At 34.4% G+C, this 15024-nt stretch carries 13 protein-coding genes; 9 read left to right on the forward strand and 4 right to left on the reverse strand.

Features of this window, described 5'->3' with window-relative positions; translation table 11 throughout:
- Positions 1-5 precede the first annotated feature (5 nt).
- The 6 genes from ACICPZ_RS02405 to ACICPZ_RS02430 all read left to right on the forward strand — a co-directional run bounded on the left by ACICPZ_RS02405 (position 6) and on the right by ACICPZ_RS02430 (position 8724).
- The gene (locus tag ACICPZ_RS02405) at positions 6-1034 is read left to right on the forward strand and encodes an NAD(P)H-dependent flavin oxidoreductase (protein ID WP_264374031.1); all 1029 of its coding nucleotides are present in this window, start codon (positions 6-8) and stop codon (positions 1032-1034) included.
- Positions 1035-1147: 113 nt separating this feature from the next.
- Positions 1148-2392 carry a hypothetical protein gene (locus tag ACICPZ_RS02410; protein ID WP_264374032.1) on the forward strand — a complete coding sequence of 415 codons (1245 nt, stop codon included), beginning with the start codon at positions 1148-1150 and terminating at the stop codon, positions 2390-2392.
- Between the two features lie 101 nt (positions 2393-2493).
- Entirely contained in the window at positions 2494-2868 is a 375-nt protein-coding gene (locus ACICPZ_RS02415; protein WP_022626145.1) for a hypothetical protein, read from the forward strand.
- Positions 2869-2912: 44 nt separating this feature from the next.
- Positions 2913-5267 (forward strand): hypothetical protein, encoded by a 2355-nt coding sequence (locus tag ACICPZ_RS02420; RefSeq protein ID WP_010082026.1) that lies wholly within the window; start codon positions 2913-2915, stop codon positions 5265-5267.
- A complete protein-coding gene (locus tag ACICPZ_RS02425; protein WP_182282585.1) occupies positions 5248-8109 on the forward strand; it encodes a hypothetical protein in 2862 nt (953 codons plus the stop codon). The genes ACICPZ_RS02420 and ACICPZ_RS02425 overlap by 20 nt, the downstream gene beginning before the upstream one ends.
- Before the next feature lie 120 nt (positions 8110-8229).
- Positions 8230-8724, forward strand: coding sequence for a hypothetical protein (locus ACICPZ_RS02430; protein ID WP_264329824.1), 495 nt, complete (start codon positions 8230-8232; stop codon positions 8722-8724).
- On the opposite strand, the gene ACICPZ_RS02435 is transcribed toward ACICPZ_RS02430, so the two are convergent.
- Complete coding sequence (locus tag ACICPZ_RS02435; protein WP_007551030.1) at positions 8721-9212, reverse strand: SH3 domain-containing protein; 492 nt, start codon at positions 9210-9212, stop codon at positions 8721-8723. The genes ACICPZ_RS02430 and ACICPZ_RS02435 overlap by 4 nt on opposite strands.
- 70 nt (positions 9213-9282) lie before the next feature.
- Between ACICPZ_RS02435 and ACICPZ_RS02440 the strand changes: the two genes are divergently transcribed.
- Both ACICPZ_RS02440 and ACICPZ_RS02445 read left to right on the forward strand, forming a co-directional pair.
- Positions 9283-10647 carry a pyruvate dehydrogenase complex dihydrolipoamide acetyltransferase gene (locus ACICPZ_RS02440; protein WP_010963079.1) on the forward strand — a complete coding sequence of 455 codons (1365 nt, stop codon included), beginning with the start codon at positions 9283-9285 and terminating at the stop codon, positions 10645-10647.
- 69 nt (positions 10648-10716) lie between these two features.
- Entirely contained in the window at positions 10717-11541 is an 825-nt protein-coding gene (locus ACICPZ_RS02445; protein WP_264374034.1) for a hypothetical protein, read from the forward strand.
- Positions 11542-11586: 45 nt separating this feature from the next.
- Here ACICPZ_RS02445 and ACICPZ_RS02450 read toward each other — a convergent pair whose 3' ends face one another.
- Both ACICPZ_RS02450 and recR read right to left on the reverse strand, forming a co-directional pair.
- Complete coding sequence (locus tag ACICPZ_RS02450) at positions 11587-12807, reverse strand: P-loop NTPase fold protein (protein ID WP_209472384.1); 1221 nt, start codon at positions 12805-12807, stop codon at positions 11587-11589.
- Positions 12808-12810: 3 nt separating this feature from the next.
- Entirely contained in the window at positions 12811-13416 is a 606-nt protein-coding gene (recR, locus tag ACICPZ_RS02455) for a recombination mediator RecR (protein ID WP_010963080.1), read from the reverse strand.
- Between the two features lie 387 nt (positions 13417-13803).
- Here recR and ACICPZ_RS02460 point away from each other — a divergent pair, with 387 nt between their 5' ends.
- On the forward strand, positions 13804-13914 hold the full coding sequence (locus ACICPZ_RS02460; RefSeq protein WP_080717651.1) for a WPE palindromic element domain-containing protein: 111 nt from the start codon (positions 13804-13806) through the stop codon (positions 13912-13914).
- Between the two features lie 599 nt (positions 13915-14513).
- Here the strand turns inward: ACICPZ_RS02460 and ndk are convergent.
- Positions 14514-14933: a nucleoside-diphosphate kinase gene (ndk, locus tag ACICPZ_RS02465; RefSeq protein ID WP_182309846.1), complete on the reverse strand. Its 420-nt coding sequence runs from the start codon at positions 14931-14933 to the stop codon at positions 14514-14516.
- Positions 14934-15024: the final 91 nt, after the last annotated feature.

Genomic DNA, 15024 nt, shown 5'->3' on the forward strand with positions numbered 1-15024 from the left:
GTTATATGTTAAGTAGCCTCTGGAAAAAAGGAACAGATTTTCTTGGCAGTGAGTTTGCTATAATGGGTGGTGCTATGAGCTGGGTTTCAGAGAGAAACTTGGTCTCAGCAATCTCAAACGCTGGTGGTTTTGGTGTGATTGCATGTGGTGCAATGTTTCCAGACTTGCTAAAAAAAGAAATCATAGAGACGCAGCAATTAACTAACAAGCCATTTGGTGTAAATCTAATTACTATGCACCCAAAGTTGAGTGAGTTGATAGATGTGTGTATTGAAACGAAAGTGAGCCATATAGTGCTTGCCGGTGGACTGCCAACAAAGCCTAATATAGAAAAAATCAAGGGTGCAGGCATTAAAGTTATGTGCTTTGCACCAGCATTAAGCCTTGCGAAAAGGTTAGTAAAAATGGGAGTAGATGCATTAATAATAGAAGGAATGGAAGCAGGTGGGCATATAGGTCCAGTTAGCACTTCTGTTCTTGCACAAGAGATATTGCCTCATTTTAAAAATGAACAAATACCAGTGTTTGTTGCAGGTGGAATAGGAAGAGGTGAAATGATAGTTAATTACCTGGAAATGGGAGCAAGTGGCTGTCAAATAGGTACATTATTTGTCTGCACTAATGAGTCAATTGCCCACAAAAATTTTAAGGAAGTGTTTATTAAATCGGCCGCACGTAATGCAATACCTTCTGTACAGATAAGTGCTGATTTTCCTGTAATTCCAGTAAGAGCTATAGCCAACAAAGCAAGCGATGACTTTATGAAGCGTCAAAAAGAAGTTATTGATGAATACCAAAAGGGACAGATCTCAAAAGAAGATGGGCAGCTTGAAATAGAAAAATTCTGGGCTGGAGCTTTAAGAAGAGCAGTAATTGATGGAGATGTTGAAACGGGATCTTTAATGGCTGGCCAAAGTGTTGGCATGGTTGATAAGGAAAAGCCTGTAAAAGAAGTAGTGAATATGTTAGTTCAACAGGCAAACAATTATATTGAGAGCAAATCTGTAGAAGTAGAAAGCCCAGAAAGCAAATAGTTAAGCGACCTCACAATAAGCAAATTATCCATATATGGCATAATTGCCCAGTTTTAATGTAAAATTAACGCTAAAAAGGTATCTATACATTTTATTATGTATGGAGGAATGTTATGCACAGTCCCTTTAAAAAACCTAAGAGTAAGGAAGGAGATATTAACCAACAATTGAGCAACACTATATACAAAAAGGTAACAGCAGAAAATTATCAAGAAAATCAAGATGAGACTTCCAAAGAATGCAAAAGGTTGTTCAAGCAGGGAGCTAGTCCTAAAACATTGGCTGAATTGGAAAAAATACTGAGAGAACGACAAAATGAGCAGGCTATTGCAAAACACTTAGAGTCATCCAAGCAAGGAACTAGTCCTGAAGCATTAGCTGAGTTAGAAAAATCAGTGGGAAAAAAAAGAGAACATTATAATAATTATATCCAACACTTTCTTCCAGCGTTGAAAGCAGAAATAACAGAGTCAAAAAAACTAGACTCAAAAAAAAAGGCAGCAATAGTAAAAACAATTTTGGATATTACTAACAGGAGCAGCAGTGTAAGCTCAATACCAAATGCTGTTGAAGAAAATATTGAAGATCAAATGCAGCTAAAACATATTGAAGAGCAAAACAACACACAAGAAACACCCTTGAATGTAGCTGAGAAAAAAAGTGGTGATAATAAAATACTTAGTAATTCAGAGGTTGCAGAGGAAGTGTTTGAAAAATATAGCAAGGTTGTGAAAGAAATAGAGGAGAAGCAAACTTCTAAACTCAGTAGTGGCAATGACTCAGATAGTGGAATAGACTCACCTGGACTGAGTGAAAAAAACTCGATATCACCAATAAATAGTAGAAAAAACAGTTTAACATCAATAGCAAGCACTTCATCTGAGGAAAGTTTAAACTCAACATTGAGCTCTGTTGAAGGAGATAATGGCTTACAACCAGAGGGTGGAGAAAAAACTGAGTTATTAGAATCAAATTTGGAATCCCCAAAAGAAAACGAGACTCAAGTGCAGCCAGAGCAGACTGTAAAAAAAGAGCCAAAAATGCAAGAAAATGAAAACTCAGATGGTCAAGCAAATCCAGATCAAGTTAAGAAAGATATCCTACTTAAAAACCAACCCAATAACAGAAATCTTCACGTTGCACTTGTAGCAGGTTGTGCTCTCTCCACAATAGGGTGCATTGTTGCAGGAGCAATGACATCAGGATTGATAGGAGCAGGACTACTTGCTATGGTTGCAGTGCTTGCTATAGCAGCAGTAGCTGAATTGCATTCAAACTTCCTATCAAGTAAATTAACATCCATTAATGTGAGTCCTCTTGTTGATGATAAAGAGCTTACAGCATGTTCACGTCTGTAAAAATTAAATATGTGTTACTTGTAGTGGATAAGTGAATTCAGTTCTTGCCTATTGATATAAAAGTTGTTATATTTAAGAAATGTTTAAAAGGTATTTAGTTGATGCGCATTCAATTGAATAAAGTTTTGGTTTTTATAGCCTTATTAAGTTTCATTTTTGCATCATATTCTAGCGAAGCAAGTTCGGCGAGTGATGAATTAAAGGGTATACAAGAAACGGTAAAAAATTTTATTTCTTCATTTTCAGTTAAAGATACTGTAGAAAATATGAGTCCTTCAACAATCATAGGGTTGTGTATAGCTGCAGTGATACTTGCAGTAGTGTTCAGAGGTCTAATCTTTTTTATGATAATGTTTGGTGTACTGGTCCTGATGTTCGGTAGTACAGAAAAGGCAACAGACTACTTAAAAGAAAAATTTAACTTTGCAAAAGATATAAAATTACAATCCGATAGCGAAAAAAAAGATAAAAATTAAGATAGTATTTTTATCTTTTTTAATTATCTTTATTGAATACGCATATGCAGTTAAAAGTACCAACAGTTAACTCTAAGCTTAAAAAAAAGAACAACTTAGCATTACTAGAAAGCATTGATTTAGATTTTGTTCCTTATGCTTGTCATTACGATGAAGAAACCATACTAACAAAACAGGGAGAATTGTTAAAAATAATCAAGTTAGAAGATTATTCTTCTGTTGATAACTACAGCGACCTCAGAACTGAAATTAGAAAAAGCATATCAAAAAATATTAATAGCCTGTGTTTTACCGTTTGGATTCATACCGTTAGAAAGCGCAATAAACTGAGCTTGAAATGGAATAAAACTGAAGACTTCTCTGACAACCTACATTCAACGTGGTTTAATAAACTAACTGATAGTAAATTACAGTATATAAATGAACTATACATTGTAATATTGTTTAGCGATTTTGGCAAGCATACTAATAATTCGTTTTTTTTCAATAGAATAAAGAATAAGCATAAGTTGTCTTTACAAGAAAGCCATCAGGAGTTGCAAAAGATAACTGACGTAATTCAAAATGATTTAGGACCTTTTGGAGCTAAAAAACTGAGTCTAAGGTTTAGTGAAGGTAAAATATATTCTGAAATGATAGAATTTCTCCACTATATTGTTACATTAACGCACAAAGATTATCCAATACATGAAAGGGACCTGTCGCAATATATTAGAAATTTTAAAATAGCTTTTGGTTTCAATACGTTTCAAACAATATTTGAAAATCAACAGAAATTTGGCTCTATTTTCAGCATAAAAGAATACCGGGAAATCTCTTTAGGTAATATAGATAGATGCTTGCAGCTTGAATCTGAATTTATCATTACAGAAATAATGATATTTACTAGTAATAACAAAGCAATAAAAGAATTTAAAAAACAAATCAACATGCTGCAAATTAGTGAGGATAATACCTTACTTAAAAGCTCAGGAATTGAAGAAATAATAGAGCTTGAAAAGACCTCTAGTATAGACTTCTGCCAACAGAAAATTATTTTTACAATATTTGCAGATGATAGGAATAAGTTAGCTGAAAGTATTAGTGATTTATCTTCTATAATGTCATTAGTTGGCTTCATGATGTTTAGAACTGATTTACATATGGAAAGTCATTTTTGGGCACAACTTCCAGGCAATTTTGCTTTTATTACGCAACCGAAAAATATCTTAACAAAATACGCTTGCAGCTTTGCTATGCTGCACGATTTTACGTCAGGTACATTAAAAGGAAGAAGGTGGAAAGAAGCGGTAATGATTTTTTTTTCAAAAAAAGGAAATCCTTACTTCTTTAATTTTCATGGAAAAAGAAATAATGGCCATACTACGATACTCGGAGCTCCAAATTCAGGCAGAACTTCACTCATTAATTTTCTATTATCAGAATCAAGAAAGTTTAACCCAAGAATTGTCATATTGGATAACACTGGAAAATCAATAATTTTTACTAAAGCAGTGAGTGGTAAATATTACATAATCGATCCAAAATATAAGGACAAAAGCCTAAAATTTAATCCACTAAACATTGAAGATAGTGCTTCCAATCGCAATATGTTGGTTGAACTGATCAGAAGAATGGTAGCCGATACGAGCTTGGTGGACGTAGAAGAAAAGATAAGAAAAATTGTGGATTCTATATTTGCTATACCCAAGGAATCACGTTCTATTTCACAAATTTCTGAGGTGCTCTTGCTCCTTGGGGGTAAGATAAGTAGATGGTGTGACGATGGTGACTTTGCTTACTTATTTCAAGATGGTGATGAATCAGATATTGACTGGGAAACAAAAATTATATCTCTCAACACCGCAAACCTTACAAAACAAAAGGAATGTATGTCCGTGATACTTTACTATTTTTTATATTCTTTTGAGGCAAAATGTGATGGCTCGCCTGCAATACTTGTTTTGGATGAAGCATGGGAGATAAGTAATATTTTTCCTACAGAGAAAGAGTTTGATAACTGGATGCAAAGAATGACGGAACTAAATGTTGTAGTAATCCTAAGTACTGAGAATTTAAATCTCGCATTTGCTAGCAAATTTACTCAATATTTAGATAAACATGTTGATACAAGAATCTTGATGCCGAACGTCAATGCAAATAGATTATACATGAAGGCATTTTCTCTATCGAAAGAGGAGCTGAATATAATTCTGCAGACGCCAACACAGGAAGGTTTATTTTTGATAAAACAGTACAAAGGATTAGTAACCTTAAATCTGGATTTGAAGGATATGCAAGAAATACATGTACTTTCAGCTAACAAAGAGACTATAAAGTATATGTATGAGGCAATAAAAGAAAAAGGAGAAGAAGTTAATGAGTGGTTACCGGTATTTTATGAGAAGTGTAAGGCTTAATTTCTTATTGATATTTTTTTTGATACTTGGTCTTTCGTATCAAGGATATGCTGATTGTCCAACATTTGTAGAAAGTAATACTTGGTGGGAAGCAATAGTTGGTGGAGATTGGGTAAAGGAAATTAAGGTGCAAGCAATAAAAGATCAAGGAGTTGATGGTTACTTTAATCCCAAAATTAGAGTATGTGCTTATGATGGACAAAGTTATTGTTATGACTTACAAAGTGGGGAATCCTGCCGCCAGATATATGGAACGCAAGGTACAGGAGCTGGAGTTTCTGCTGCAGCTTTTATCGACTGGGAAGGAGATAAAACAAAAGCTGGAGGAGAAATTGCTCGGGGTCTTAAATGGGAATGGGCAGACGGTGTTACTGATGAGGAAAAAAGAAGATTCGCTAACTCTCCTAAAATATGTGCTTGCAGTCAAAAAGGGGCTTGTATGTCAGGAATTTCTTCATGGGGTTCTAGAGTATTTTCGGGTGAGAATATTTTCCGTCCTGGGGAGATGGAAAAAGTCTGTGATACCTGCTACCAAACGGCAGTAAAATGTGCTCCTGTTCCACTTGCACCTGGCCCCCCTCCATTTTGTGAACAACTTGCAATGTCGCTTCCACAAGTTAGAATTGTTCCTATAACAGATAAAGACAATGATTACTTTAATCCTAAGGTTAAGGTAATCATTGGTGATCTGAAAGGAAGAGACGGAGAGATTGGAGAAAAATTAGATTTCCCTAAAGGGTATGGAGAAAATAAAGCTGAGTGGCGCTCTATTTTAGACAAAGATGGCATCACGTACTACTTCAAAACTTATAGAGAAAAAGATAAGCTCTGCGCTGAATACCTTGGAACTCAAAGTATAGATGAAAACAATCCACAGTTCATCCGCTGTTTTCCTGCACCACCTGCTCCAGAACCTGAGATAGTGGAGATAGTAAATGCAAATACATTGAAAGTAGAAATGAAGATGAGTGAGAGCACTTGTGCTAAAGCACATGGAACCTATAGTAATGGTTCCTGTACTTTTAATGTTAATACTGACCTCAACCATCCTATAAACATTGGCCCCCTATCTTTAAAAGTAGTAAAACCAGCAATAGTAGCAAAAACAACTGATAGTAATATTGATAATATTATAGAAGGTATATTAGAAAGTAATCCGCAACAATTTAAAGTTCTGAAAGAATATGGCTATGTTCCTGATGTGCAAATTAAATGTTCTAAAGGCGGAAGTTTTTATAGTTTTAATGATTTTGAGAAAAAGTTAAAAGACAAATCTATTCAATGTGAATTTAATAACTCTGGGCAGCCGGAAATAGAAGTAAAGTATAAAGGAAATTCTAACAGTAAAATGCTTTGTCTTTCTGGATGGCAGCCAGAACCAGAGGAGTTTGTTCTTAAAAGAGAAAATAAAATAATACCACTAAAATTAATGGGAACAAGATATACTAAATACAATGCTGTTTACTCCAAGGAATCAAATCAGTTCTATTATCTTCCAAGCAAGGAAATAGTTTACCCTTTGAAAGAAACTCAAGAGAGGTTGGATAAAATAATATTTAATAAGCAAGAGTATGTTTTCTTCCCTGATGAAAATGAGCAGAAGAAGGAAGAATGCAGTTATTGTGTGAAGAAAGATAGCAAAATAGACGAAAAATTAAAATCTGGTGAAGGACTGAAAGTAGTATACAAATTGACGGATGTAGAGCATAAAGAAGGATGTGAGCAAGGTGATGATGGTTGCATCTGCTTTGATGGAAAGTGTAGCCGTTCAAAACAATATTTGAATAAAAATGAAGATGATAAGCCATTCTACTTAAGGTATGAGGAAGTGGATTGTAAAGATAAGGATGGTAAAGTATTAAGAGATGAAAAAAATGAAGTACGAAAGTGTACACAATTAAAAGATCAACTGATTAAAGCAAACAGAACAGAGGTTTTTTACGCTGATAAATTGTGTAGGTTCGATTTAGAAGGTCTCAAAAAGAAATTAAAAGAAAAATTAAAAGAGATAATCAAGGAACATCTGAAAAATAAGAAACCAGATCTTGAAAAAAATAATGAAAAATCCTATGATCATAAAAATAAAGATGTTTATACAGATGACTTATCAATAAAATTTGATCGTATTAAAATAGAAGCGTGGGGAAGTGGTGAAGCAGGTCATATACAAGGTAGTGGCTGTGACAATCAAAAATGCCATTCTACTGAAAGCAGAGTAGGGATGCCAGGAGATTATATTAAAGCTAAACTGAAAATCGATCCTAATTATCCTATAATTAAGGTGCAAGTCACAGAGGGAGGGGGTAACCAGGAAAGTAACTTCTCAGATAAGGACGGGGGACCTGTTTTCATAGAAATGTGCAATTCGCAGAAGCAACATTGCCAGCAACTGATTACTGTTGCAGGTGGAGGTGAGTATAGAACATACGGTGGTAAGGGTTATGAGGAAACAGTAATTCATAAGCAAGATTTAAAGCTAGAGGAGAAAATTGTAAAGGCAGATAAACTGAAGTCTACACAAGACAATCAAATAGCATATATAGAAAATGGTGAAATCAAGTATGAAACAGTAGAGTGTGGAAGTGGTTTGAGAAGCAGTAGATCTGGTGCAGGTGGCTGCATTAATAAAAGCAAAGGAATTTATGGTAAAGGCTCTCCAGGGTATGTGAAGATTAGACCTATTATAAAGGAATTTGACGAAGAAGAAATAAATGCTGCTATTAAAAAAGTAATAGAGGATCTATACGATCTTGAAACTATGACTGATTTTTGGGTAGGGGATCTTAACGTGAATATAAGTGGGATAATTAAAGAGGAAGTCAAAAAAGAATTATCAAGGTAAAAAGATATAGCTCTGGAAATGATGCTCTTGTTTTAATAATTAATTAAAGTAAAGCATGTAGTAAATGGTGTAATTGCTGTATCTTAACAAAAAGGTATAACGAATGTAGGAGGGTGCTTTATGTCTCTAAAGAATAAAATTTCTGAGTTAATAGAACAACAATTTAGCATTAAATACCATGACAATTATTTGGCTTACACTATACATAATTGGGCTGCAAGCGAAATATCTGATTCTATTACTTTTTGCATAATTGGTTGTGGAAATTGCAAGATTGGATATCAAGATGTTGCAAAGTCATTCAACATAACAAAAGAAGAAATTGACCAAGGTAATATTGCAAGCATAGAAAGTAAAATAAAAAGTGAAGCTGAAAAATCAGGTAGCGAGTTTTCTGAGTTGATTTCTAGAGTGGATCAATCGCTAAGAGAACAAAGTGAAAAGTCTATTGTACAAATTTTAGATTCATCCGCTGAGGAGATGTTAAGGAGTTTCTGTGATAGCCCTGTACAGTCTCCAGAGCATGAAGAAGTCAGTGCATCCTCTGCTTCACATGAAGAGCATGCTACAGAAGGCCTAGAAACTAGTGTTAATTCAGATCTTTTGTCAACCTAATCAACCCCATATATATGTTTTTTTTGTACCCATGCTTTGCGTTTTGGGGTGGAAAGAAAGCACCATTCTTCGTTGCATTTTTCTATCTTCATCACAACAAACTTGTCTATTTTCATAGTAATCTTGCTGTCTACACTCTGTTTTTGATATCCATAAGTATCTTCTTTTACAATCGCGTAGCGCTTATCACTAAGAAGATTGCCTTTTATCCATCCGCAGTCTTCATCTATATCGCAGACCTTTTTCCAACTCTCAAACTCTTCTATCACTTTCAGGGGCAGATTTTTGCAAGTGTATATCCATTTTACAGGATAGTGAAACCCTGGCCCCGTTCTCATGTTGATCTTATTTGATTTGGTTGAAACAAAGTTGTTAGCAAACAAGCTATGGCTAAATAATAAAAACAATAGGATAATAGTACTGAACCAAGATCCCAGTGTCACGCACTGGGATAACGTGAGGGATAGTGTAACAGACTTATTCATCATAATTCACGATTAGGTTGACATAAGATAAAGAGTAAATTAAAAATTGAATAGATCTTTAAATGCAAAATCAATGCCTATAGAAATATTAATGCCTGCTCTTTCACCAACAATGAGCAAAGCTGGAGGAAAAATTGTAAAGTGGCATAAAAAAGAACAAGACAAAGTTGAAGTAGGCGACGTAATTGCTGAGATAGAGACTGATAAAGCCATAATGGAGTTTGAATCTATAGATGAAGGAGTTTTAGCAAAAATTTTAGTAACAGAAGGAACAAGTGGCGTGCCTGTAAATCAACCAATAGCTTTAATGCTGGAAGAAGGAGAAGATGAAAGTGCACTTAACAACTATACTTCAACTTCCATCAATAGTGCAGTTAAAAAGGAAGTGACAAAAAGTGCTGTTGATAATCAAAAATCAGAACACCAAGATTTAAACGGAAAGCCAATAAGTCATTCTTCGGTGTCATTCCAGCGCGTGACGCTGGAATCCAACCCCTCAATGTCATCCCAGTGCTTGACACTGGGATCTAGAAAAGAAGAATGGATCCCAGTGTCAGCTACTCAGATGACAGAGGGTTATGCAGAAGGTAGAACAAAAATAAGCCCATTAGCTAAGAAAATAGCTCAAAATGAAGGGGTTAATGTGCAGCAATTAAAAGGTACAGGACCATATGGTCGCATAATTAAGGCTGATGTGTTGGAGTTTTTAGGCAGTGGTATACATACTGAAAGTCCTGAGAAAGATACCATAGTTGAAGTAAGCAACATGCGCCAAGTGATAGCACAGCGCCTGACTGAATCAAAACAGAATGTTCCACATTTTTATTTAACTGTAGACTGCCAGGTTGATAAGTTAATATCGTTAAAAAACGAGATTAACTCAGCAGATGAAAACAATAAAGTAACAATTAATGATCTAATCATAAAAGCTGCAGCTTTCAGCATGAAAAAATTTCCTGATATAAATTCTTCGTGGATAGATAATAAAATACTGAGATATTCAAATATAGATATTTCAATCGCTGTGGCACTTGAAGATGGGCTAATTACTCCTATAGTAAAAAATGCTGATAAAAAGGGTATTTTATCTATATCAAAAGAAGTGAAAGATTTAGTAAGCAGAGCAAGATCTGGAAAATTGAAACCTGAAGAGTTTCAAGGAGGAGGGTTTACTATCTCCAACTTAGGGATGTTTGGTATAAAAGCCTTCAGTGCTATAATCAATCCGCCGCAATCTTGCATTATGGCAGTTGGTGCATCTAAAAAACAACCAATTGTTATGAATGAGAAAATAGAAATAGCAGAAATAATGACAGTAACGCTCTCTGTTGACCATAGAGCAGTTGATGGGGCACTCGGAGCAAAGTTTTTAAATGCCTTTAAGCATTATATAGAGAATCCTCTGGTGATGCTTATTGAAACTGCGGTAATCTATTAGCATTGTTATTACAAAATTAATACCTCTAAGTTTATACTTTTATTAGTTAATAGGTTTAGAGGTAAAAAAATGAATACTACAGTAGAAAAAAATAATCCAAAAATTTTTCCTCAAAATGAAGGAAAGATTAACTCAAAAGGCATGGTTGCCCCACCTGTTCCTCCGAAATCTTCCCAAGCTAAATTTGCTGGAATAAAAGCAATTTTTGAGCGAAATGTACCTCATTCTCAAGCAAATGATAGTAATAAAACAGTGAGTAGCAATCTTGGAAGAACATTTGGCCCAACAATGCAAAAACTCATGGAAGACAACATTCATAGCACTCCTAACAAACAACGCCGCAATTCAGGGGATAGTGGTATCAGTGATATTAGTAGCAGCACTTCTGATGATGAGGATAGAACAATAAAAGATAAAATGATGAAAAATGTTAAGCAGGATAACCATCAAAAAAGCTTTGATTTACATAAAGTACAAGCAACTGATGAATTAGAAACCGTAAAATTTCTCAAAACGCTAAGCAAGAAAGAAAGAGAAAAACTTGGTTTTTCTCCTAAACAGCAAAATAACCAAAAGGTTGAGACTAGCAAAAAAACTTATAATCCACTTGATTGGAATCCAATCTATCAAGGTAAAAAGCTCTTTAGCTTAGGCAATATGTCGAGTAATTCGTCTTCATGTAGTGAAAAAAGCAATATTTCAGATGTAAGCGATAAGTCTAATAATTCAAACATTGTTAGATGTAATATTACTAGGAGTAACAGTAAGGAAGACCTTCGTAAACCTGATGCTTCACATAATGACAAATCTGCAGGTAAAAAATTATCTAATGTCAATGTAAGCGAATTAATCAGAAAGTTTGAACAAGGTAATGACATAGTAAAAGGGCGTTAATCAAATGTTACCCTATCTTTGTATATGTAAAGGTAGGGTATCTTTTCAAAATAGTATATCCTTTATAGCTTTGTTAATTTTTGACTCCCTCTCTGCAAAAGCAGTTTCTAGAGAGGTTTTAAGTTTTTCCCATTCTTCTTGACCATTTAGAACTAAAGATTTATATTCATTTTCAATTTTTTCCAATGCTCTTTGATATGAAAAACCTAATTCCTCATATATATCAATATTTATCGATTGCAGTATTACCAAAAATGAAAACAAATTCGGATCAGGTAATTCTTCTCTTGTGTGATTCAGAAGACACAGCTTTATTTTTTTTACGCAGTATTCTATTGTTTTTAACGATAGTGACAGGCTTTCTGCATAAAATATAAAACTATCTACAATCAAATTTTTTGACTTTTTCGGTAATTTAATATTTTCAAATAGTTCTTTTGTAAATTTTTCTATCGGTTGTTTTGGCAAATGTAAAGAGAGATCAGTAAAAGATTTTAGGTCAAAATTTGGTCCAAGTATTGTGCTGATTGCTCTTTGTACATTACTCTTATCTTTACTTACAGAAATAATGAAAACCAGCCCCTCCACATCAAGCATATACTTTATAGATTCCAAAAAATCGACAACGAATTTAGGACGGCACACATCAAGATTATCCACCATTATATAAATGTTTTTGTCTTTTCTGATTTTATGAACCACATCCGCTAACTGTGTTTTAAAATCTCTAGTACTCTCTTTTCTTCTTTGGAGAAGACTTAATTCACTCAAGACAAAACCTATGTCTTTTTTATCAGCCTCTTTTGCAGCATCAAGAAATACTGAAAGCATAGCAAGTGGAGATTTACTGATCAGCTTTCCTAGTGTGTTTAGAGAAAATAGCTCTTGGTTTATGTTCTTGAACTGTTGTATAACACTTCTTTTTACTTTATACGATACAAATAAATCTTCAAATAGGAAATTTAAAAAAGAAGGCAGTGGTTGGTCCAATGCATTGATATCCCATGCACTATAATAAGCTGCAATTTCATTTTGCTGTTTTAACTCTTTTACCCATTCTTTCAAAAAAAACGTCTTGCCCCATCCATCATATCCTTCCAAAGATATTATTGTAAAAGACTGATCAATTGTTTTAATTATATTGTTAAATTTACCTGAAAATTGCTTATAGTTTAGACGGTCATTTTCCCAAGCCACCACTTTAAGTGGTGGCGCTATTTCTTTCTTTTTGAATGTTATTAGCGATATAAGTTTTTTTAAGCACATGTCTTATTTTATATTTAACTCATATTCTTGTCTTGAAGTAAGTGCTATCCTCAGCGTTCCTTCATCAAGATAGTCAATTTCTCCGCCCATTGGTATGCCGCAAGCAAGACGTGATATTTTCACATCCAAATTTTTTAGCAATTCAATTATATATTGTGCAGTAACTTGACCCTCTAATGTCGGATTAATTGCGATAATTATCTCTTCAATTTTAGACTCTGTCACTCTTTTCAGAATAGTGTCAAGGTTGAGTTCTTTTGGACCTATGCCATTTATTGCAGACAATCTGCCACCCAAAACATGGTATAAACCTGAATATATATTTCCTTTTTCAAACGCCCATAGATCACCTAATTCTTCTACTACACACAGTAACTTAGTGTCACGTTTTGGGTTAGTACAAATAGAACAAGGTGACTTAGTATCTAGATTTCCGCAAACTTCACACTCTATTATAAGATCTGCTAGCTCTTTAATCAAAGATGCAAGTGGTAGCATAACTTTTTCTTTGTTTTGGAGTAAATGTATAACTAACCTGCGTGATGATGATGGCCCTAAACTTGGCAATTTAGAGAAAGCATGAACTAGATTTTTTATGTTAACGTTCATTCAATAAATTCAGAATAGGCAGTCAAATGGTAACATCAAACCCTTTGTAAAGAAAGTGGTAAGTTTCTCTTGATCCCACTTTGATCAGCTATAGAAAAAATTTTTTACTTTAACGAAAAAAATTACTTCCGCACACTTAAAGCCTGATTATAATAGACTTCTTGCATAACCCAAACTAAGTAGAAAAAAGGTATCATCCGAGTAGCTCTCCTTTGTCATCCTAGTGCCTCCTTTTTTGTCATCCCAGTGCCCAGACACTGGGATCCAGGAATTTTATTAAGTTTGTAAGCATAAAAGTATAGCTAACGTGAGCTCTACGTCATACTGCCGCGAACCGTCATACCGCGATTCATTCGCGGTATCTCTTAGCCGCTAACAAGTAGCGGGATGACGGTTGTCAGGCTAGCTGTCATCCCAGTGCCCAGACACTGGGATCCAGAAATTTTAATTGTAAGTAAGCATACTGGGTTGATAAGTATAAAAGTAGCTAGAAAATAAACATTTTTGATGAGATTATATGGAAAACTGGATGCCAGTGTCAAGCACTGGCATGACACCCTTCACGGACTTTTAAATTACTTTAGCTATAAATATTAAGAAATTTACCAAATGAAAAAAAAGGCAAAAGAAGCCCTGGGGTTATTATCCGCTTTAAAATATTGGCGTTTTTTATGTTTTAAACGCTTGACAAGCGAGATTCAGCCGCTTTTAATTGCAACTAACTTACGCTGCAAATGTTTAAGAAATTTACTAAGCAGAAAAAAAGACAAAGAATCCCCGAGTTAGCTAGTCTTTTACTATCTCTGTCGAGTATTGGCATTTTTTGATGTCTTGTAACGCTTTATAAGCGCGTTCAGCTTATTTAGATAAAAACCTAGATGTAGATGAAGTTTTGTAAAGACATACAGTATCTATATACTGCAAAAAATTGAACATAAGACGCCGATACATTAAGTAATCCTTACCTTTTAATCTGCAGATTGGCGAAAGCAAATACAATAGCTTCACTATCATGATAAGGGCGCTGGTGGAGTTTGTCAAGCAAGTTTTTTCGTTTCTATGTTGTCAGCTACTTGGATGACGCCAATCTGAGTTAACTACACCAACTCACATTCAGCAAAAAAGAAAGCTATCTCCTTACGAGCATTTTCTAGACTATCCGAGCCGTGGACTCTATTTTCACTAATATCATCAGCAAAATCACCCCTGATTGTGCCTTTATCTGCCTGCTTTGGATTGGTAGCTCCCATGATTTGTCTGTATTTACTTACTGCATTTTCACCAACTAAAACTTGAACTACCACAGAACCAGAGGTCATAAACTCTACTAATTCCCCAAAAAAAGGCCTATCTTTATGAATTTCATAAAACAGCTCTGCTTGTTTTTTTGTTAGTAACATCATTTTTTGTGCTGTGATTTTCAGCCCAGATTGTTCGATGTAGGAATTTATATTGCCTGTAATATTATTTTTTACTGCATCAGGTTTTAAGATTGAAAGTGTCTTCTCAATTGCCATATTATTTCCTTATATAAGATTGTATATTTATGGATTCATTTTATTGCAAATTTTGATTTGATAAAAGTAGTTTTTTATTTATAGTTAAGAA

This window comes from Wolbachia endosymbiont (group A) of Melitta haemorrhoidalis, from assembly GCF_964273365.1.
GTDB lineage: Bacteria > Pseudomonadota > Alphaproteobacteria > Rickettsiales > Anaplasmataceae > Wolbachia > Wolbachia pipientis.